Origin of the sequence: Streptomyces sulphureus DSM 40104 (genome assembly GCF_000381025.1) — a bacterium.
GTDB lineage: Bacteria > Actinomycetota > Actinomycetes > Streptomycetales > Streptomycetaceae > Streptomyces > Streptomyces sulphureus.
The window spans coordinates 131,089-150,689 of sequence record NZ_KB905814.1 but is presented as its reverse complement, the minus strand read 5'-3'; the positions used below and the strand labels follow the sequence as shown (position 1 = coordinate 150,689).

The window sequence follows — 19,601 nt, the reverse complement described above, 5'->3', positions numbered from 1 at the left end:
CCGCCTCGGCACCGTACCCGCGAGCGGTGCCTGAGCCGTACGCCGTACGGCTCGCATACCGCCTGATCGCTTCGTATCCCCCGCTCGTCGATGTTCGTTGAGCCGGACGGCTGCTGACCTGCACGGAGCCACCGTGCAGGCGGCGCGAGCGAACGGTGAGGCGGAGCGATGGACTTCACGGCGGGCCCCGGGCGACCCCGGCACGGATGGATGGCACTCCACATCCGGAGCGCTCTCGCGCGTACGACCGGACGCGGGGCGCCGGAGCGCGGCCGGTCACCCGCGCGGTCGCCGCGCCGCCGACGCGCCCTGCGCCGTGGCCTGTTCGCCACGACCGCCGGCGCACTCTGCGCGCTCGCCGCCGGCTGCGGACTCCTGGGCGCGGCCCCCGACCCCGCCGAGGAGTCGATCCGCGTCACCCCGCGCGACGGCGCGCGCGTGCGCACGGGCGAGCGTGTGGAAGTCTCCGTGTCCCGGGGCAGGCTCGATTCGGTCCGGGTCGTCCGCGCCTCCGACGGGCTTGCGGTGCCCGGGCGGATCGGTGGGCACGGCCGGCGATGGCGCCCGCTGCGGGCGGACGAGGCGCAGGGCGCCGCGTGGGGGCGCAAGTCGGCGCGAAGCTTCGACGGTGCGCTGCAACCCCGCGCCCGCTACCGCGTCTACGCCGTCGCACGCGGTGCGGACGGCAGCCGCCACACCCGCGCCACGAGCTTCACCACGCGCCCGCGCGACAAGCGCTTCCTCGCCCACTTCTTCCCCGAGGACGGGCAGACCGTCGGCACCGGCACCATCGTCTCCCTGCGGTTCGACAGGCCGATCACCGACCGGGCGGCGGTGGAGCGCGCCGTCAGCGTCGGTTCGCGCCAACAGGAGGCGCAGCCGCACTGGTTCGGCCGCACCCGGCTCGACTTCCGCCCCCGTACGTACTGGCGCCCCGGCAGCCGGATCACCCTCGACCTCGGGCTGCGCGGTGTCCGCGGCGGCCCCTCCCTCTACGGCGAGCAGCGCAAGTCCGTGCATTTCTCGGTCGGGCGCGACCAGCGCAGCACCGTCGACGTGCGCACCCACCGGATGACCGTCCTGCGGGACGGGCGCCCCCACGCCGACTACCCGATCACGGCGGGGGCGAAGGACACCCCGACGTACAACGGCCGCATGGTCGTCAGCGAACGGCACCGCACGACGCGGATGAACGGCAGCACCGTCGGCTTCGGCGGGCAGTACGACATCGAGGACGTGCCGCACGCGCTGCGCCTCTCCGAGAGCGGCACCTTCCTCCACGGCAACTACTGGGCGAAGAACGGCGTCTTCGGGTCCCGCAACACCAGCCACGGCTGCATCGGGCTCCGCGACGGCCGGAAGGGCGACGCGCAGTCGCCGGCCGGGGCCTTCTGGGAATCCACCCTCGTCGGCGATGTCGTGGAGGTCGTCGGCTCGCCCGAGCGCACCCTCGCGCCCGACAACGGACTCGGCGGCTGGAACCTCTCGTGGCAGGAGTGGCGAGAGGGTTCGGCGCTCGGCTGAGGACTCGGCACAGGACAGGGCGCCGTACCGCCTCGCGGCGACAAAAGGCCCGTTGAGGGCGGTACCGCGAGGGTGGAGGCCCCTCCCGGGAAACTGCGACCGAACGGTGACACCGCGCGGGCAGCGGCCCCGCGCAGCGGTGTGGTTACCTGTCGGCCCGACGCGGTCGGGGGCGCACGCGGGGTGCGCAGCAGCGTGACGGGAAATAAGGGGTGGCGCCGTCTTGGACCTGAAGACGTTGGCGAAGGAGAAGTTGAACCCGTCGGCGATACGCGAGGACAGTCGGCTCCAGTGGATAGGCGGCTCGGCCGTCGGTCTCCTCGTCCTCCTGCTGGTACTGGTGCTCACGCTCACCATGTGCGGCAGCGGCGGCAGTTCGGCCGACGACAAGGCACCCGGCGGCGCAGGGAAGGACGACGGCACGTCGGACGCGGTGGTGGAGATCGCACCCAAGGACGGCAGCGACGGCGTCGCCACGTCGGGCGCGCTCGAGGTCGGCGTGACCGAGGGGAAGCTCACCCGGGTCGCCGTCAAGGACGACAAGGACAAGACCGTCAAGGGCACCTTGCGCAAGCGCGCTTCGCTGTGGAAGCCCGACCGGCACCTGGCGACCGGCACCAAGTACACGGTCGACGTGCTCGCCGAGGACGCGGAGGGCCGCGAGTCCGCGAAGCACGCGACGTTCAGCACGGTCGTCCCCAAGGACACCTTCGTCGGCTACTTCACGCCCGAGGACGGCTCCAAGGTCGGCGCGGGGATGCCGGTCTCCCTCAACTTCAACCGCTCGATCGCCGACCGCGAGGCGGTGGAGCGCGCCGTCTCGGTCACCGCGGACCCGAAGGTCGAGATCGAGGGGCACTGGTTCGGCGACCGCCGCCTCGACTTCCGCCCCGAGGAGTACTGGGCGTCCGGCACCGACGTGACGCTCAAGCTCGACCTCAACGGCGTCGAGGGCGCCAACGGCGTCTACGGCACGCAGCGGAAGACGGTGAAGTTCTCGGTCGGCAGGCAGCAGGTGAGCGTCGTCGACGCGAAGAAGAAGACGATGGTCGTCAAGCGCGACGGCAAGAAGATCAAGACCATCCCGATCACCTCGGGAACCGACGAGAACCCCACGTACAACGGCAAGATGGTGATCTCGGAGAAGCACAAGGTCACCCGCATGAACGGCGAAACGGTCGGCTTCGGCGGCGAGTACGACATCAAGGACGTGCCGCACGCGATGCGGCTGAGCACCTCGGGCACCTTCATCCACGGCAACTACTGGACGCCGCAGGGCCAGTTCGGGCAGGTCAACGCCAGCCACGGCTGCGTCGGCCTCTTCGACAAGCGCGGCGGCAACAGCTCCTCGACCCCGGGTGCCTGGTTCTACGAGAACTCGCTCGTCGGCGACGTCGTCGAGGTGAAGAACTCCAACGACGAGACGATCAAGCCGGACAACGGCCTCAACGTCTGGAACATGGACTGGAAGAGCTGGAAGGCCGACGGTTGAGCGCGGAGCCGCCTCCCGTGGGACGGGTGGCGACGCCCCGGTAGCCTGCGCGCATGACTGTGGAGACTGTGCGCCTCGAAGTGGCCGACGGCGTCGGAACCGTCCGCCTCGACCGTCCGCCGATGAACGCCCTCGACACCGCCCTCCAGGACCGGCTGCACGAGCTCGCCGACGAGGCCGGCCGGCGCGAGGACGTGCGGTCCGTCGTGCTCTACGGCGGTGAGAAGGTCTTCGCCGCCGGCGCGGACATCAAGGAGATGGAGGCGATGAGCCACGCCGACATGGTGGCGAGGTCGCGCAGGCTCCAGGACTCCTTCACCGCCGTCGCCCGCATCCCCAAGCCCGTCGTCGCGGCCGTCACCGGCTACGCGCTCGGAGGCGGCTGCGAACTCGCACTCTGCGCCGACGTGCGGATCGCGGGCGAGCGCGCGAAGTTCGGGCAGCCGGAGATCCAGCTCGGCCTCATCCCCGGCGCCGGCGGCACGCAGCGCCTTGCGCGGCTCGTGGGTCCGTCGAGGGCGAAGGACCTCATCTTCACGGGGCGTCAGGTCAAGGCTGACGAGGCGCTCGCGCTCGGCCTCGCCGACCGCGTGGTCCCCGACGACGAGGTCCACTCCGAGGCGCACGCCTGGGCGGCGAAGCTGGCGCGGGGCCCGGCGATGGCGCTGCGTGCGGCGAAGGAGTCGATCGACGTGGGCCTCGAGGCCGACCTCGACACGGGCTTGGCGCTCGAACGCAACTGGTTCGCCGGGCTCTTCGCCACCGAGGACAGCGCGATCGGCATGCGCAGCTTCGTCGAGAACGGTCCGGGCAAGGCCGACTTCACCTGAGGCGGGGGCTGCTCTCCGTCGCCGTCGGTGGTCGTCGCGGCCTCTCGCCCTGTCCGGGGCGAGGGGCCGTCGATCCAGGTCAACTCCCGTTTCTGCGCCGCCTGATGGCGCGTACGCAGAGTGACGCGTTCGGCCATTCTGCAATTACAGACGGCAAATCGTCCGAACCAACCCCGGGCGGCTCCGGGTGCGTCCATGATGGTGCGCATGGCGGGACAGGGAGACGTGGCGAGCGCAGCCGGCAGTGCACCACCGATCGCCGGGGCCGCTGCGATCGAGGAGCCGGCCGGCGACCTGCTCCAGCTCGTCGGCGATCCCACAGCGGCCGAGGTGCGGCTGCCGAACCGACCCGAATCGGCCGCCATCGCCCGCCAGTTGGCGCAGAGCGCGATGCGGCTGCGGTGGGCGGCGCCGCCCGGCCGCACCGAGCAGACGGTCCTCCTCGTCTCCGAGCTCGTCGGCAATGCGGTCCGGCACACCGGTGCGCACGTCTTCGGCCTGCGGATGCTGCGGCGGGGGAGCGCCGTCCGCGTCGAGGTGCAGGACCCCTCGCGCGGCCTGCCCTGCCGCCTCCCCGTCCGCGAGCTCGACACCAGCGGCTGGGGCCTCTACCTCGTCGACACCCTCGCCGACCGCTGGGGCGTCGACCTCCAGCCGTACGGCAAGACCACCTGGTTCGAGCTCCGCCTCCAGGACCGCTGAGCTTCCACTAGGGTGCGACCGTCCACCGACGGCCGTACACACCAAGGGAGTTGCCATGTCCGAGAGGGAAGAGGCCCGGAGCGTCTTCGACACGTTCGACGCCGACGGCGACGGATACGTCAGCGCCGGCGAGCTCAGCACCGTCCTCAGCGAGGCGACGGGGAGCCGCATGGAGCCGGAGGCCGCGGCCTCCCTCCTCGCCGCGAGCGACACGGACGGGGACGGCCTCCTCTCGTTCGACGAGTTCTGGACGGCCCGTCAGTCGGCGGGCTGACGCCGCCCGGTCACCACCGAAGCCCATGCGGCGGAAGCGCTTCGACGGACCGGGTACGCACCGTCCCCGGACGGCCGCGACCGCCGCTTCCGCGACGCTCGCGGTCCTGCGCCGACGGGACCGAGCCCGACCGCCATCGGCACAGGACGGGGCGGCTTCAACGTGGGCAACCGGGGTCGCCCGATCCCCGCGCCGTACCCCGCCCCTCTACGGCGGCGCCAACGGGTGAGACCTTCGACGGCAGCACCCGACCGCACCGCTTTCGGCGACGTGTGGCAGTGGTCGCGGAACCACCCGGAGGCGCCGACGCGGTGCGGTCCGAAGGCCGCTCTCGTCGAAGACATCGGAGGGCGGCGACGCCGGGCCGCAGGGCTGGACGCTGGAGGCGAGGCCCGTCGACCCGACCCGGAGGGGCGTGCCGGCGCAGACCGCGCGCGGCGCGCGCCTCGCCGTCCGCTCGGAGCAGGGGTACCTGATCACCGAGTCCCGAGGCCCTGGCGGCGTGCGCGCGCTCTGCGGAGGGCCGCGCACGACCCCGCCCCTCGCGCCGCCGTCGACCCGCACACCGCGGGACTGCACGCCGGCATGCCGAGAACGGTCAGCTCCGTGCTGCTGCCGATCCAGATGGCATCCTCCCCAGCGGCAGCCGGCACCCGCTTGGTGTCCCACGTACGGCGTCGCCGGGCCGAGTAGCAGCGGCCGGAACCCGTACCGGACGCAACATCCCTACGTGTCCCGCTTGTTGACAGCCGACGGCACGGGTGCCGAGCCCCGGTGACGCCCACGACACGTCGGCACTCGACGGTGCCGACGTCGAACGGACGGCAACCACCGGGGAGTTGACGTGCCGCGGGACCGGCACGCGGCACGGAGGCGACGGTACGGCGAGAGCCGCCGTGGCAGCCCGCGCGCAGCACCCGGACGTCGGATTCACCGCCGCACCCACCGGGCACTCGGGCGCCGTCTCTCGGTGCTCCTCCGGGACGCCGAGGGTCCGCACACGCCCGAGCCGACCCGGAGGAGGTGCACGTGACGACCCCGCGGCAGGTCGAGCCGCTCGCCGAGGAGCCCGTTCCCGCGCCTGTGGACGACCGCGGGCACGGGGCCGCCGCGCAGTGCGGGGAGGAGTCCGCCGTTCGTGGGGGCGCGGATCGCCCGGGACCTCAGCGGCGGCCCGCGGCCGGGCGCGGGTGCTTCGGTGTACCGGGTAGCCGTTCGCGTCGTGGCGGGGTGCGTGTGCGGGCCGGACGTCTGCCGTACAGGTCCGACCTTCGAGGAGTAGCCATGGCCAAGTCCGAGTCCTTCAAGGAAAAGGCACGCGAGATCGCCGAGGCCCTGCGAGGCGGTGCCTCAGGCCCCGAGGGCGGCGTCCCCGGCAAGCCGGGGCCCGAGACGCCCCCCGTGGACGAGCCGACGACGCCACGCGAGCCGCTGCCCGCCAAGTCCGACCAGGGCGCACCCGAGGCGGTCAGCCCGACGGGCAGGGAGAGCGGCGACGAGGACCAACGCAACCAGTACGGCGCCTTCTTGACGACCGCGCAGGGCGACCGCGTCCCGGACACCGACCACTCCCTCAGGCTGGGACCCCGCGGCCCGATCCTCCTCCAGGACCACCACCTCCGCGAAAAGGTCATGCACTTCGACCACGAGCGGATTCCGGAGCGCGTCGTGCACGCCCGCGGTTCCGCGGCCCACGGCGTCTTCCAGTCGTACGGCGCGGCGAGCTCGGTCACCAAGGCGGCCTTCCTCCGCGAGGGCGTGCAGACCCCCGTCTTCGTCCGCTTCTCCACGGTGCTCGGCTCGCGCGGTTCCGCCGACACCGTCCGCGACACCCGCGGCTTCGCCACGAAGTTCTACACGCAGCAGGGCGTCTTCGACCTCGTGGGCAACAACATCCCCGTCTTCTTCATCCAGGACGCCATCAAGTTCCCCGACGTCATCCACGCGGGCAAGCCGCACCCGGACAGGGAGATCCCGCAGGCGCAGAGCGCGCACGACACCTTCTGGGACTTCGTCACGCTCCACACCGAGGCGACCCACCACACGATGTGGAACATGTCCGACCGGGGCATCCCGCGCTCCCTCCGGATGATGGAGGGCTTCGGTATCCACACCTTCCGGCTCGTCAACGACTCGGACGAGACCACCCTCGTCAAGTTCCACTGGAAGCCGCGGCTCGGCGTCCACTCCATGGTCTGGGAGGAGGCGCAGATCACCAACGGGGTGGACCCGGACTTCCACCGGCGGGACCTCGCCGACGCGATCGAGGCCGGCGCCTACCCGCAGTGGGAGCTGGGCATCCAGACCTTCCCCGACACCGCGGACCAGATGTTCGAGGGGATCGACCTGCTCGACCCGACCAACATCGTCCCCGAGGAGCTGGCCCCGGTGCAGCCGATCGGCCTGCTCACCCTCAACCGGAACCCGGAGAACTTCTTCGCCGAGACGGAGCAGGTCGCCTTCCACGTCGGCCACCTCGTCCCCGGGATCGACATCACCGACGACCCGCTGCTCGCGGGACGGCTCTTCTCGTACCTCGACACGCAGATCACCCGCCTCGGCGGCCCGAACTTCGCGCAGATCCCGATCAACCGCCCGCACGCGCCGATCAACGACATGCTGCGCGACGGCATGCACCAGACGGCCGTCCACCGCGGCGTCGCCCCCTACCGTCCCAACTCGCTCGACGGCGGCTGCCCGTTCATCGCGGGCGCCGGCCAAGGCGCGGACATCGAGATCCCCAAGGAGATCCCGCAGGGCCGCAAGGTGCGCGAGCACGCCTCCTCCTTCGACGACCACTTCTCGCAGCCCCGCAGGTTCTGGCTCAGCCTCTCGGCCGTGGAGAAGGAACACCTCATCGCCGCGTACACCTTCGAGTTGGGCAAGTGCTACGAGCAGCCCATCAAGGAGCGCGGTCTGAAGGTCCTCGCCAACGTCGACGAGGAGCTGTGCCGCCAGGTGGCCGACGGGCTCGGGCTCCCGGCGCCCGCCGCCACGGACAGGGCCGCCTCGGTCGAGCCGAGCCCGGCCCTCTCGCAGGTGGGCGAGAGCTGGCCGGTCGACGGGCGCGTCGTCGGCATCATCGCCGACCCCGGCAGCGACCTGGACGAACTCGCCGCCGTCGTACGCAGGATCGGCGAGGCCAGCATGGTGCCCCTCGTCATCGCCCCCAAGGGCGGAACCCTCGGCGACTCGCTCACCGTGCAGCGCACGTTCACGACGGCCCGCTCGATCGAGTTCGACGCGATCCTCCTCGCCGGCACCCCGTCGAAGGCGGGCGACGGCTACCCGGCCCGCGACGCGAAGGTCGGCCCGCCGGCCCGCGGCGAGCGTACGGACGGGCGCGTACCGCAGCTCGTCGCCGAGGCGTTCCGGCACGCGAAGCCGATCGGCTTCTGGGGCGGCGCCGAGTCCGTCCTGGAGGCGGCCGGCGTCCCCGCCGACGCGCCGGGCGTCGTCACCGGTACCAACGGCACCGGCGTCCTCGACGAGATCGTGGCCCTCCTCGAACGCCACCGCGTCTGGGAGAGGTTCCCCGCGGGGGCGTGACGGGACGCCGTGTGACGGAGAAAGAGGGGTGCCGCGGCCGGACGCCGCGGCACCCCTTTCTCCGTCGTGCTACTCCGCGTTGAGCGACCGCAGCATGTTGAGGCGCACGGCCCGGCGGGCCGGCCAGACCGCCGCGAGGACGCCCACCGCCAGGGCGAGCAGGAGGAAGAGGCCGAGTCGCGCCCAGGGGAGCACCGTCTCGTACGTCGTGAGCGAGGAGCCGGTGAGGCTGCCGAGCGACCAGGCGAGGAAGATCCCGGTGCCGACGCCGAGGGCCGCGCCGAAGAGCGAGATCACCACCGACTCCAGGCGCACCATCTGCTTGACGCCCCGGTCGTCGAGGCCGATGGCGCGCAGCAGGCCGATCTCCCTGGTGCGCTCGAAGACCGACATGGCAAGGGTGTTGACGACGCCGAGCACGCCGATGACGACGGTCATGCCGAGCAGCCCGTACATCATGTTGAGCAGCAGGTCGATCGGGCCGGCCTCCTCCTTTGTCAACTGCTCCTTATCCTGCACCTGGAGGAGCGGGCTGTTGCCGAGCGCCTCGCGGATGTCCTGGTCGAGGCCCTCGGTGCCGGGGGCCGTGCCGACGAGGACGCTGTCGAGCTTGCCGCCCTCGGAGTAGGGGAGGACGTCGTCGTAGGTGCCCAGTACGTCCTCGACCACGCGCGTCGACTCGTAGACCCCGGCGACGGTGAGTTTTTGCGAGTCCTCGGCGCCGATCTCGGCCCGGAAGGTGTCGCCCTGCGACAGGCCCGTCTTCTCGGCGTACTCCTCGGAGAGCGCCACCTCGCCGGGGCCGACCCCGGCGAGCGAGCCGCTGGTGAACTTCAGGTCCGTGACGCGCTCCAGGCGCTTCGGGTCGGCTCCCGTGACGGTGGCGAACTCGTCCTCGGCCATCAGGGTCGAGGAGGTCAGGGGCGCGCTCGCCGTGACGCCCGGGACGTCGTCGACCTTCGCGCCGAGGGCCGGTTCGATCCCGTTGAAGTCGGCGTCGGAGACCTTGTACTCGGCTGTCATGCCCCGTACGGCGTCGTCCTCCAGGGCGGCCTGGGTGGACTTGCCGACGACGCTCATGCCCGTGATCAGCGTCAGCCCGATCATCAGGGCCGAGGCGGTGGCAGCGGTGCGGCGGGGGTTGCGCAGGGCGTTCTCCCTGGCGAGCATGCCGCTCACACCGGACAGCCGCGACGTGAGCGCGCCGGCGAGGCGTACCAGGGGGCGGGAGAGCAGCGGGGCGAGCGCGATCATGCCGATCAGCGTGAGCACCGAACCGAAGGCGGCGGCCAGGAGGTTGGAGTCGTCGCCGCCCTCCTGCGTGGAGACGAGCAGCATGACGAGCACTCCCGCGCCGGTGAGCACGCCGCCGAGGGAGTTGCGGAACACCATGCTGCGCTTCGGCGGCGCCTGGTCGACGGTGCTCAGCGCCTCCACAGGCGCCACCTTCGCGGCTTTCCGGGACGGCAGCCACGCGGCGAACACAGTGACCCCGACTCCGACGACGAGCGACCAGACGAGCGTGCCCGCGGAGATCACCAGTGACCCGTCCGGCAGCCCCGCGCCCGCCATGTTGAGAAGCGGCCGCATAGCGGTCGCGATACCGATGCCGAGCGCGAACCCGACGGCGGAAGCGACGAGCCCGAGGAGCCCGGCCTCGATGAGCACCGCACGGACGACCTGGCGGCGCGAGGCCCCTACGGCGCGCAGCAGCGCGGTCTCGCGGCTGCGCTGGGCGACGAGCATCGTGAAGGTGTTGGCGATGAGGAAGATCCCGACGAAGAGCGCGATCCCCGCGAAGGCGATGAGCACCTTGGTCATCTCGCCGGTGCTCCGGACGATGTCGTCGGCCTGCTCCTTGGCGAGTTCGGCCCCGCTGGTGGCCGTGATGCTCTCCTCGGGCAGGACCTCGGAGACCTCCTGGGCGAGCTGCCGGTTGTCGGTCCCGGGCGCCGAGCCGACGGCGAGCTCGTCGAACCGGTCGGGCTGGAGCAGGAGCCGCTGCGCCGTGTCCGTGTCGAAGAGGACGAGGCTTCCGCCCGCGGTGACGCGAGGGTCGTCGGTTTCGACGGTGCCCACCAACCGGCCGGTGAGCGCCGGGCCGTTGACGGCGAAGCGGACCGTGTCGCCCAGTTCGTAGCCGGCCTTCTCGGCGGTGCGGCGCTCCAGGAGCAGTTCGTCCTCGCCGGTGGGGGCGCGCCCGGTGCTGAGGGGGTAGCGGCTGTCCCGGTCGTGGTCGTCCGGTGCGTAGTTGGTCGCCAGGTTCTGCCAGCTCATGTCGGCGTTGAGCGGCCGGCCGTCCTTGGTGGCGAGAGTGGCGGTGCCGTTGACGGTGGGGCGCACCGAGGTGACGCCCGGGACGTCTTTCACCTTCTCGGCGAGGTCGCCTGTGAGCGCCGTCGAGCGGTCCTCGACCGCGTCGCTCTCCGACTCCCACTCGGACTCGGCCTGTACGGAGACGGCGACGTCCTTGAGGTTGTCGGCGGAGGCGCCGCGGAGCGCCCGGGTCACGGTGTCGCCGAAGACGAGGGTGCCGGAGACGAACGCGACACCGAGCACGACCGCGAGCGCTGTCATGATCAGTCGGGTTTTGTGCGCGATGAGGTTGCGCAGAGCTGTACGCAGCATGAGGGGTCCTGGTGTGGAGAGCGGCGGGTCGGCGGGAGCAGGCGGCCGGGTCAGTCCGTGCGGCCCGCGGTGCCTGCGCGCCGCATCCGGTCGAGGACGCTCTCGGCGGTCGGCGTGAACAACTCGTCGACGAGCCGGCCGTCGGCGAGGAAGACGACGCGGTCGGCGTAGGCGGCGGCCGTCGGATCGTGGGTGACCATCACCACGGTCTGGCCCAACTCCCGTACGGAGTTGCGCAGGAACCCGAGGATCTCGCCGCCGGAGCGGGAGTCGAGGTTGCCGGTCGGCTCGTCCGCGAAGATGATCTCGGGCCGGGACGCGAGGGCGCGCGCGACGGCGACGCGCTGCTGCTGACCGCCGGAGAGCTGGGCGGGACGGTGGTCCAGCCGGCCGGAGAGACCGACGGTCTGCACGACCGTGTCGAGCCACTGGGGGTCGGGCCTGCGGCCGGCGATGCTCATCGGCAGCGTGATGTTCTCCGACGCCGACAGCGTCGGCAGCAGGTTGAACGCCTGGAAGACGAAGCCGACGCTGTCCCTGCGGAGCCGGGTGAGCTGTCGGTCGTTGAGGCGAGACAGCTCGGTGTCGCCGATCCGCGCCGAGCCACCCGAGACGGAGTCGAGACCGGCCATGCAGTGCATGAGCGTCGACTTGCCGGAGCCCGACGGCCCCATGATGGCGGTGAACCGGCCGCGCTCGAACTCCAGCGAGACCGAGTCGAGGGCGACCACTCGGGTCTCGCCCTCGCCGTAGACCTTGCTCAGCTCGGTGGCGCGGGCGGCGGCCGAGCTTTGGGGCGAGTGGACGGACGCGGATACGGCTGCCTGCATCGACATGGCGGCTCCAGAGTGGGCGGGGAGGTTGACTGCCCCTCATCCTCCGCGCGCCGTACGCCGAATCCGTCGGCCTCAGGGACCGAGTGGAGCCCCTGTCGAAGGTCGGGCCCGCAGGGCCGTGTGGTCCTCGGGGCCTATCCGGAACTCTGTCTTCGGGCAGAGTCCTTCAGGACAGCAGGCCCGTCCGGTACGCCAGCACCGCCGCCTGCACCCGGCTGTCGGTGCCCGTCTTCTCCAGGATGGCGCTGACGTGGGTCTTGACGGTGCCGACGCCGATGCCGAGGCGCCGCCCGATGTCGACGTTGGCGAGCCCGCCGCCCAGCAGCGTGAGCACGTCGCGCTCCCGGCCGGTGAGCTCGGAGAGCTGCTGCTCGGGGGCGGTGCCGCGCGGCGGGCTCGCCGCGTCCGAACTACCGCTCAGCATCCGCTCGATGACGGTTCCGGTGACGCCGGGGGAGAGGACGGCGTCCCCTGCGGCGGCGGAGCGCACCGCGCTGATGAGCTCCTGCGGGCCTTCGTCCTTGAGGAGGAAGCCGGTGGCGCCGGAGCGGAGCGCGCGCGTCACGTTCTCCTCGTCGCCGAAGGTGGTGAGCATGACCACCTGGGGGCGGGGCTGCAGGGCGAGGAGCGGGTCGATCGTGGCGAGCCCGTCGAGCACGGGCATCCGTATGTCGATGAGTGCGACGTCGGGCTTTGCCTCGGTGGCGAGCCGCACGGCCTCCTCGCCGTCGCTCGCCTCGCCGACCACCTCGATCCCCTCCGCATGGCGCAGGATCAGGCGGACGCCGTGCCGGATCATCGTCTCGTCGTCGGCGAGCAGGACACGGATCGGACGGTCGGGATGCACGGTCACGGGGACTCCCACGATGGCGTCTGGGACACCACCGGCACGTTGAAGCGGTCGATCGCGGTCAACTCGTCGCCGTGGAAGCAGTATCGGGTGATCCTGAGCTGACCCGGGCCCTCCTGGGCGTCGAAGGGAGCGTACTCCATGGGTCCCATCCCCGCGCCCTCGCTCAGCGGCAGGAAGTCCTCGCTCGGCACCATCGGATAGATGCACTCCGTCGCGGACTCGGGGCGGGCCGGCTCGTGTCCCGTCGCTGCCGCCCGCACCCCCGTGTCGTCCCAGAGGGACGGGCCCAACTCCTCACGGTGCATGCCGATCCGGGGCTCGACCTCCTCGGCGGCCTGAGGGGTCCGGTTCGCCTCGCTCACGAGGAAGAGGCCGAAGAGGATCATCACGCTGACGCCCGTGAGGCCGAGCAGCCCGGTGAGTGCACCGACGACGCGGCGCTGGACACCCGAGGGCGCGCGCTCGGCACCGGGCTCGGCCGGTTCCGGCCGTGCGTCCCCTGAGCCCGCGGTGCCGGCGTGCGGGTCCGGCTGCGCGGGGATGTGCGCGGTCACCGCGAACCCGCCCGCCGGCGTCGGCCCCGACTCCAACTCGCCGCCGAGCAGCGAGACCCGCTCCCGCAGTCCGACGAGGCCGCGCCCCGAGCCCTGCTGCGCCGCACCTTGCAGGGGCGCGCGCCCGTTGCGTACGAGCACCTCCACGCGGTCGCCGGTGTGCGTGACGTTGATGGTGACGTGGGCGCCGGCCGCGTGCCTGTGCACGTTGGTCAGAGACTCGCGGACCACCCGGTGCACGGCGCGGCGCACCTGGGCCGGGCGGTCGTCGAGGTCCGCGCCCTCCCACGTGAGCTCGACGGGTATGCCGCCGCTCCGCGACTCCTCGGCGAGCGCTTCGATGTCGGACCTGGTACCCGTCGTGTCGGTGAGCGCGCCGGTACCGGTGTCCCGGCCCAACGGGCCCAGGACGCCGAGGACTTCGCGCAGCTCCTGCATCGCGTCGCCGGTGGCCCGGCGCACCAGGGCCGCCTCGTCGCGCATCTCGGCCGACTCGTCGCGGAGCGCCATCTCCAGGCCGCCCGCGTGCAGCGAGATGAGACTGAGCCGGTGGCCGACGAGGTCGTGCATCTCGGCGGCGATCCGCGACCGCTCCTGCATCCGCGACTCGCTCTCGGCGAGCCGGCGGGCCTCCTCGGCGGCGGCGGCGCGTTCCCTGAGCGCCGGCATCAGCCGGTCCTGCTGTCCCACCGAGGTGCCGACGAGTCCCGGTACGAGCAGCGCCGTGGCGGCGAGGACGGCGCCGACGGCCGGACCGGAGGTCTGGCCCTCGGAGCCGGCGAACGCGGCGAGGGCGGTGCTCGTCAGGAGGACGAGGAGAGTGGAGGCGAGCAGCAGGGCCGTGCGGTGCCGTGGCGCCGTGAGTTGCCGCGTGGCGGTGTACGCGGTGACCGCGGCAGGCAGTCCGGCGGCGGGCTGCGCGCCCGCGAGCGCCGCGATACCGAGGAGGCTGACGACGGGGTAGCGGCGGCGGACGGCGAAGAGTCCGAGCACGGGGACGGAGAGGGCGTACTGACTCAGCGGGAGCTGCTCGTCCGCACTGCTGACGACGACTTGGCCGAGGGAGATCAGCAGCACGCCACCGGCGACTTCGGCGAGCGCGCGCCACACGCCGCGGCCCTGTTCGCCGGGCGCCGTGAACGGGCTTCGGGGGAGACGGGGCATCGGTCAATTGTCGGTGGTCGCTGCGGAGTACGGCTGCGACCTGGGGAGGAGACGGTGCTCTGCCGGAAGCCGGAGGGCCTCGGCCGACGCTGCTCGGAGTTCAGCGCTGCCGCTCGGACTCCAGCGCCTCGGCGATCTCCTCGTCCGCCAACGCGAGCGCGGCGTCGGCCCGGACGTACCAGACCTCCCGCCGGGCCGCGGCCAGCCCCTCCCACGGGTGCCGTTCGGCGCTGAACCCGAGGGTGGCGTACAGCGCCCTCGCGTACCGCTCGCGGCGTTCCTGGTTGCTCACGGAATCCTCCTCGCCTCGGTGTCGGGCCGGGCGGTGGGTCCTCCACGAAGTCCCGGGCCGCTACCGGTAGATGATCCCTTACGGGACGGCCGGTGACGGGCGCGGGGAGCGGACCTTCCTTGTCCCTGTCCGCACCAGGGCCGCCCGCTCACGCGCTCGGTCGGGACGGGTCGGGCAGGTCGACGGGCGGCGGACCGTACGGTGGAGCGCGAGGTTCCGCCGACCGCGGGCGGACGGCACTCCGCGGGACTACCCACCCTGAAGGGTCGTTGATCCGCCCACAGGATGACGTCGACGGAAAAGACGGACGTTAGGCTCGTCGACCATGAGCACAGGAAGGGACCGAGAACCACGCCTCGACGCCGCCGAGGCGAACGACGCGATCCGGCGCTTCGTCGCCGGGCGCACCGTGTGGACGCCGGCGGACCTGGTCGAGCTCGACCGGCTCCGCGCCGAGTGGCGTGAGGCCCGCCGCGGCTGCACCGCTGCCGCGTAGACAGGGCCGACTCCTGTACGCCCGGGCCGGAACGACGCGGGCTCCGTCTCGCGGAAGCCGGTGAACGCGGCTCGTGGAAACCCGCTTACCCGTGGCTGTCGCGCCCGCGGGGCGGGAGGCGGTGGTTTTCCGTCCCGAGCCTCCTCCAACGCCCCTTCGACGTAAGGAAGTTGCGGCCCGGCAGGAGAGCCGGACCCCTGCGCGGGCACGCAACGACGGTCGCCACGACCCCGAAACGGATCGCGGGTGCGCCGTCGCGCGCAAGACTTCGCGCGCCACAGCGTTACGCAAGGTAAAGAATCGGAAAAAAACCATCACGATTCGTGCGCCCACGGGGCCGGTACCCGCATCGCTGTCGCTGTAGAAAATTCCTCAGCACGTCGTTCGCCCTTCGTCCGCACTGGGATGAACCGGCGCATGACGAGCACGTCATGGTCTGACCGACGAGAAGAGGAAGGTACTCAGCGATGGCTGTGTCACGGACCACACGGATCGCCGACTGGGCCCAGCACCACGCGGAGTTCGGCGAGCGACACGTACCCCGCAGCGACGAGCCGCTGCCGGTGCTGCTCACCCCGGCCGCCGTCTTCGCCGGAGTGACGGCCGCACAGACGGCCGCGCAGGTCGGCCTCACGGCGGCTGCCGGCGCACTCGGCTACGACGACCACGGGTCGACCGTCCCCAGCACCGCGCTGGACACCGGCCGTTCGGTCGGGGACACCCTCGCTCACCACCCGCAGGGGTTCTGAGCGCCCGTCTCGACACCGGTGCTCCGGCGAGCGCGCGCTCGCCGGAGCACCGCACCCGTCATCGGAGGATGGTCCGTGGACAACACACGACGCGACGACATCGACGCGGTCTTCCGCAAGGTCGAGCGGTGCACCTCGGTCGGTGCGACGATCAGCGCCCTGGAACAGCTCGCGTCGTCCTCGCTGCACGCCGACGACGACCTGCTGAGCTGGCCGGTGCTCAAACTGCACGCGCCGCAGTGGTGGCGCAGCGCCGGCGAAGGCCGGCTGGACGCCCTCTTCGGCTATCCGAACGTCCTCTCGCTGCCGGGGACCCGCATGCTCGCCGGGCTCGGACTGCTCCTGCCGGGCACCACCCGCGCGCAGCGCGGCGCGCTCGCGGCCACCATGTGCGGCACCGCGTACGGCATGCAGACCCAGATGCGGTACGGCCTCGACGGGTCCGACCACATGGCCTTCCTCAACTTCGCCAGCTCGGCGCTGGAGAAGCTCTTCCCCGACAACGCCCGCGCCCGCGAAGCGGTGGTCGTCTTCCTCGCCGCGCAGGCGTGCCTGTCGTACTTCACCTCGGGCGCCGCGAAACTCGCCTCGCCCGTCTGGCGCGACGGCACCGCGATACCGGGGATCTTCCGCACCGCCACCTACGGCGACCGGTTCTTCTACGAGCTCGTACGCGACCGTCCCTGGCTCGCCAAGACCGTCGCCTGGTCGACGATCGCCGGCGAACTCGCCTTCCCTCTCGCCCTGGTGGCGCCCAAGCCGGTTGCCCGCGGCCTCCTCGCGACGGGGACGGCCTTCCATCTGGGGAACGCGAAATTCATGGGGCTGAACCGCTTCGTCTGGTCGTTCTGCGCCACCTACCCCGCCGTCGCCCACGTCTCCCGGGCGCTGGGCCCGCGGAAGGAGGCACCCGCCAAGAAGCCGCTCAACGGGGCGACTTGGCGCGGCGGCTCGGTGCGTACGGCGCCGCGGGCGGCGAGCCTGCTGGTCGGGGCCGGCGCGGCTGCCGTGGCGGGTGCGGCGGTGTACCGGCGCGTGCGGAGCGGGCGCGCACGCGCGGTCGCCGTGCCCGGCGAACTCGTCACCGTGGGAGGCCGGGACGTCCACGTGGTGGCACGGACCGGAGGCTCGGGTCCCACCGTCGTCTTCGAGAACGGCATGGCCTGCCCCGCCACCGGGTGGAGCTGGGTGTGGGAGGGGATGGAGCCCGGCACCCGCTACGTCGCTTACGACCGGCCCGGCACCGGCTGGAGCGCGCCCGCGAAGGGGCCGCAGGACGCCGAGCGGGCCAGCGCCGGTCTGCGGGAGCTGCTGGCGCGGCTCGGCGCCGAGCCCCCGTACGTCCTCGTCGGGCAGTCCGTCGGCGGGTTGCTCATCCGGAGCTTCGCGCGCCGGCATCCCGAACTCGTCGGCGGGCTCGTCTTCGTCGACGCGAGCCACCCCGACCAACTCGCCCGCTCCGCAGGCCAGCGGCGTACGCTCCCCTGGCTCCGCCAGCGGATGACGTCCACCTGGCTCCGCGCCGAACTCGGCATGCTGCCCGAGCCGCAGCGGCTCGGCCCGTTCTCCTCCCTGCCCGCGCCGCTCGCCGCGCAGACCGTGGAGCGGATGAAGGCACCGGCGAGTTGGCGGGCCGCGCGGCGCGAGATGAGCCAGTGGCCGCGCTCCTGGTCGGCGGACGCGGCGAAGCTGACCGACGCCGGGGGACGCCCTGTCGCGGTGTTGACGGCGAGCGGCACCGTGGAGCGCGACCCGGTCCACGCCGACCTCCAGGCCGAACTCGCGGCGCTCTCCCACGAGTCGCGGCACGACCTGGTGCCGGGCGCGACGCACGAGAGCCTCGTCATGGACCCGCAGCACGCACCGCACGTCGCCGACGCCATCGCCTGGACCAGAAAACGCGCGGCGGTCGGGGAAGGGAGTCTTCGATGAGGCGGCACAACGGAGCCTCGCTCGCAGCGGAGGCCGCCCTGTACGGGCTGCTCGGCACCTGGTTCGCGCTCACCGTCGGCCAGCAGTTCAAGAAGCGTCCCCGGTTCCTGGAGCGCGTCGACCCCGGCAACGTCACGCTGCCCGTCTCGACGTTCTTCGCCCCGCGGCCCGGCACCACGGACACCCACCTCCTCGTCCGCGACGAGCTGCTGGACGGCAGCACCACGGAGTGGGCCGAGTACCCCGTCTCCCAGGACCGGTCGCTGCGCCAGATGGTCTGGCACCCCAACAGGCGCAGGGAGAAGGCGCTCTGCGACGTGCAGAACGACCTCGCCTTCCTGGTGCGCCAGGACAAGGGCCCCGAGCACATCCACATGACCGTCCCGTACCTCGCACTGCTCAACTTCGTCAGCCACCGCTGCCCGCACGCACCCGACTCCCGGCGCGTGCAGTTCCTCCTCGTCGCCTCGGGCGGTCACGACGAGACGGAGGAGCCCGACGTCCTCTTGGCGTCCGACTTCCACACGCTCGACACGGAGGGCCGATGACCACCCCGGAAGAGCAGGCGCGTGCGGAGGCCGACGCGGCGTGGCTGAGGACGACCGTGATGTCGGGCTTCCTGCTGAGCCAGATCGCCGGGACCCTGACGCGCGTCGGAGCCGTCGACGCGCTCGGCGAGCGGTCAGGCACCGCCGAGGAGGTGGCGCGCGACACCGGCACCCATGCGCCGTCGCTGCGCCGGCTGTTGCGCGCCGGCTGCGTACTCGGACTCGTCACCACCGGCGAAGGCGGACGGTTCGCGCTGACCCCGTTCGGCGCCGAGTTCCGCAGGGGCACCCCGGCCCGGCTCGCCGCCGACCTCTACGGGACCCCCGCCCTCTGGGACGCCTTCGGTGCACTGGAGGACGCCGTCCGCACGGGCACACCGGCCTTCGAGAAGCGGCACGGCACCGGCTTCTACGAGTCCTTCGCGGCCGACGAGGCGCTGGGGGAGCGGTTCACCGCCGCGATGGCATCGGGCACCGCCGCCCAGGCCCCCCTGGTCGCCGACAGTTGCGACTGGGGCAGGTTCGCGCACGTCGTCGACGTCGGCGGGGGCGACGGCACGCTGCTGGCAGCGATCCTCGCCGCCCAGCCCGGGCTGCACGGCACGCTGTACGACCGTCCCGAGGCGCTGCGCCCGGCGCCGGACACGCTCAAGTCCGCGGGCGTCGCCGGGTGTTGCACCCTGCTCGAGGGCGACTTCCTCGCCTCGGTTCCGGCCGGCGGGGACGCGTACCTGCTGCGCAACATCCTGCATGGGCTCGACGACGCCTCCTGCGTCCGCGTCCTCGACCTCTGCCGCGGTGCCGCCGGGCCCGACGGCACCGTGCTGGTGGCCACCCTGTTGCTGCCGCGCGAGGGAGAGACGGTCGAGGCGGCGGGCGTGCTGCACACGATGCTGAGCGACATCGAGACGCTCACGCTGACGTCCGGCAGGGAGCGGACCCTGGCGGAGTACGAGGAGCTGCTGGGCAGAGCGGGGTTGAGGTGCAAGAAGGTCACCGAGCTGGCGGGCCTGCCCTGCCACGCGGTGCTGGAGGCCGTACCGGACCTCGGGGCGTGAGGGCGGAACGGCTCGTCGGCCGGTCTGTCGGGTAGGGGCGTGCCCCCTCAACGACCTTGCACCGACGGGTCGTTGCGCGGCGCGGCTGTCGGCAGCTCGCACCGTGCGGTCTCGCCGTCC

The 19,601-nt window shown here is 72.3% G+C and carries 16 protein-coding genes; 11 read left to right on the top strand and 5 right to left on the bottom strand.

Annotated elements, in window-relative coordinates:
- Positions 1–168 precede the first annotated feature (168 nt).
- The 6 genes from F603_RS0104935 (at position 169) to F603_RS0104910 (ending at position 8,371) form a co-directional block, all read left to right on the top strand.
- Positions 169–1,524 (top strand): L,D-transpeptidase, encoded by a 1,356-nt coding sequence (locus F603_RS0104935; RefSeq protein WP_019544908.1) that lies wholly within the window; start codon positions 169–171, stop codon positions 1,522–1,524.
- A 223-nt stretch (positions 1,525–1,747) separates the two neighbouring features.
- Positions 1,748–3,016, top strand: coding sequence for a L,D-transpeptidase (locus tag F603_RS0104930; RefSeq protein ID WP_019544907.1), 1,269 nt, complete (start codon positions 1,748–1,750; stop codon positions 3,014–3,016).
- A gap of 53 nt (positions 3,017–3,069) precedes the next feature.
- Positions 3,070–3,846 carry an enoyl-CoA hydratase/isomerase family protein gene (locus F603_RS0104925; protein ID WP_037955310.1) on the top strand — a complete coding sequence of 259 codons (777 nt, stop codon included), beginning with the start codon at positions 3,070–3,072 and terminating at the stop codon, positions 3,844–3,846.
- A gap of 195 nt (positions 3,847–4,041) precedes the next feature.
- A complete protein-coding gene (locus F603_RS0104920; RefSeq protein ID WP_019544905.1) occupies positions 4,042–4,548 on the top strand; it encodes an ATP-binding protein in 507 nt (168 codons plus the stop codon).
- A gap of 55 nt (positions 4,549–4,603) precedes the next feature.
- Positions 4,604–4,822, top strand: coding sequence for an EF-hand domain-containing protein (locus F603_RS0104915; protein ID WP_019544904.1), 219 nt, complete (start codon positions 4,604–4,606; stop codon positions 4,820–4,822).
- 1,284 nt (positions 4,823–6,106) lie between these two features.
- On the top strand, positions 6,107–8,371 hold the full coding sequence (locus tag F603_RS0104910) for a catalase (RefSeq protein ID WP_019544903.1): 2,265 nt from the start codon (positions 6,107–6,109) through the stop codon (positions 8,369–8,371).
- A 69-nt stretch (positions 8,372–8,440) separates the two neighbouring features.
- On the opposite strand, the gene F603_RS0104905 is transcribed toward F603_RS0104910, so the two are convergent.
- The 5 genes from F603_RS0104905 to F603_RS0104885 all read right to left on the bottom strand — a co-directional run bounded on the left by F603_RS0104905 (position 8,441) and on the right by F603_RS0104885 (position 14,698).
- Positions 8,441–10,999 carry an ABC transporter permease gene (locus F603_RS0104905; RefSeq protein ID WP_019544902.1) on the bottom strand — a complete coding sequence of 853 codons (2,559 nt, stop codon included), beginning with the start codon at positions 10,997–10,999 and terminating at the stop codon, positions 8,441–8,443.
- A gap of 50 nt (positions 11,000–11,049) precedes the next feature.
- The gene (locus F603_RS0104900; RefSeq protein ID WP_019544901.1) at positions 11,050–11,835 is read right to left on the bottom strand and encodes an ABC transporter ATP-binding protein; all 786 of its coding nucleotides are present in this window, start codon (positions 11,833–11,835) and stop codon (positions 11,050–11,052) included.
- Between the two features lie 166 nt (positions 11,836–12,001).
- Entirely contained in the window at positions 12,002–12,688 is a 687-nt protein-coding gene (locus F603_RS0104895; protein WP_019544900.1) for a response regulator, read from the bottom strand.
- The gene (locus F603_RS0104890; RefSeq protein ID WP_019544899.1) at positions 12,685–14,406 is read right to left on the bottom strand and encodes a sensor histidine kinase; all 1,722 of its coding nucleotides are present in this window, start codon (positions 14,404–14,406) and stop codon (positions 12,685–12,687) included. Before F603_RS0104890 ends, F603_RS0104895 begins: the two co-directional genes overlap by 4 nt.
- 100 nt (positions 14,407–14,506) lie before the next feature.
- On the bottom strand, positions 14,507–14,698 hold the full coding sequence (locus F603_RS0104885) for a hypothetical protein (RefSeq protein ID WP_019544898.1): 192 nt from the start codon (positions 14,696–14,698) through the stop codon (positions 14,507–14,509).
- A 325-nt stretch (positions 14,699–15,023) separates the two neighbouring features.
- Between F603_RS0104885 and F603_RS35320 the strand changes: the two genes are divergently transcribed.
- The 5 genes from F603_RS35320 to F603_RS0104860 all read left to right on the top strand — a co-directional run bounded on the left by F603_RS35320 (position 15,024) and on the right by F603_RS0104860 (position 19,481).
- Entirely contained in the window at positions 15,024–15,194 is a 171-nt protein-coding gene (locus F603_RS35320; RefSeq protein WP_019544897.1) for a hypothetical protein, read from the top strand.
- Between the two features lie 467 nt (positions 15,195–15,661).
- On the top strand, positions 15,662–15,943 hold the full coding sequence (locus tag F603_RS0104875) for a hypothetical protein (protein ID WP_019544896.1): 282 nt from the start codon (positions 15,662–15,664) through the stop codon (positions 15,941–15,943).
- Between the two features lie 75 nt (positions 15,944–16,018).
- Complete coding sequence (locus F603_RS0104870) at positions 16,019–17,875, top strand: alpha/beta fold hydrolase (RefSeq protein ID WP_019544895.1); 1,857 nt, start codon at positions 16,019–16,021, stop codon at positions 17,873–17,875.
- The gene (locus F603_RS0104865; protein WP_019544894.1) at positions 17,872–18,423 is read left to right on the top strand and encodes a hypothetical protein; all 552 of its coding nucleotides are present in this window, start codon (positions 17,872–17,874) and stop codon (positions 18,421–18,423) included. The genes F603_RS0104870 and F603_RS0104865 overlap by 4 nt, the downstream gene beginning before the upstream one ends.
- A complete protein-coding gene (locus tag F603_RS0104860) occupies positions 18,420–19,481 on the top strand; it encodes a methyltransferase (RefSeq protein ID WP_019544893.1) in 1,062 nt (353 codons plus the stop codon). Before F603_RS0104865 ends, F603_RS0104860 begins: the two co-directional genes overlap by 4 nt.
- Positions 19,482–19,601: the final 120 nt, after the last annotated feature.

Excerpts from the sequence above, each read along its gene's own strand:
- F603_RS0104935 (WP_019544908.1), top strand. The coding sequence starts at position 169 with ATGGACTTCACGGCGGGCCCCGGGCGACCCCGGCACGGATGGATGGCA.
- F603_RS0104925 (WP_037955310.1), top strand. The coding sequence starts at position 3,070 with ATGACTGTGGAGACTGTGCGCCTCGAAGTGGCCGACGGCGTCGGAACC.
- F603_RS0104920 (WP_019544905.1), top strand. The coding sequence starts at position 4,042 with ATGATGGTGCGCATGGCGGGACAGGGAGACGTGGCGAGCGCAGCCGGC.
- F603_RS0104915 (WP_019544904.1), top strand. The coding sequence starts at position 4,604 with ATGTCCGAGAGGGAAGAGGCCCGGAGCGTCTTCGACACGTTCGACGCC.
- F603_RS0104910 (WP_019544903.1), top strand. The coding sequence starts at position 6,107 with ATGGCCAAGTCCGAGTCCTTCAAGGAAAAGGCACGCGAGATCGCCGAG.
- F603_RS0104905 (WP_019544902.1), bottom strand. The coding sequence starts at position 10,999 with ATGCTGCGTACAGCTCTGCGCAACCTCATCGCGCACAAAACCCGACTG.
- F603_RS0104900 (WP_019544901.1), bottom strand. The coding sequence starts at position 11,835 with ATGTCGATGCAGGCAGCCGTATCCGCGTCCGTCCACTCGCCCCAAAGC.
- F603_RS0104890 (WP_019544899.1), bottom strand. The coding sequence starts at position 14,406 with ATGCCCCGTCTCCCCCGAAGCCCGTTCACGGCGCCCGGCGAACAGGGC.
- F603_RS35320 (WP_019544897.1), top strand. The coding sequence starts at position 15,024 with ATGAGCACAGGAAGGGACCGAGAACCACGCCTCGACGCCGCCGAGGCG.
- F603_RS0104875 (WP_019544896.1), top strand. The coding sequence starts at position 15,662 with ATGGCTGTGTCACGGACCACACGGATCGCCGACTGGGCCCAGCACCAC.
- F603_RS0104865 (WP_019544894.1), top strand. The coding sequence starts at position 17,872 with ATGAGGCGGCACAACGGAGCCTCGCTCGCAGCGGAGGCCGCCCTGTAC.
- F603_RS0104860 (WP_019544893.1), top strand. The coding sequence starts at position 18,420 with ATGACCACCCCGGAAGAGCAGGCGCGTGCGGAGGCCGACGCGGCGTGG.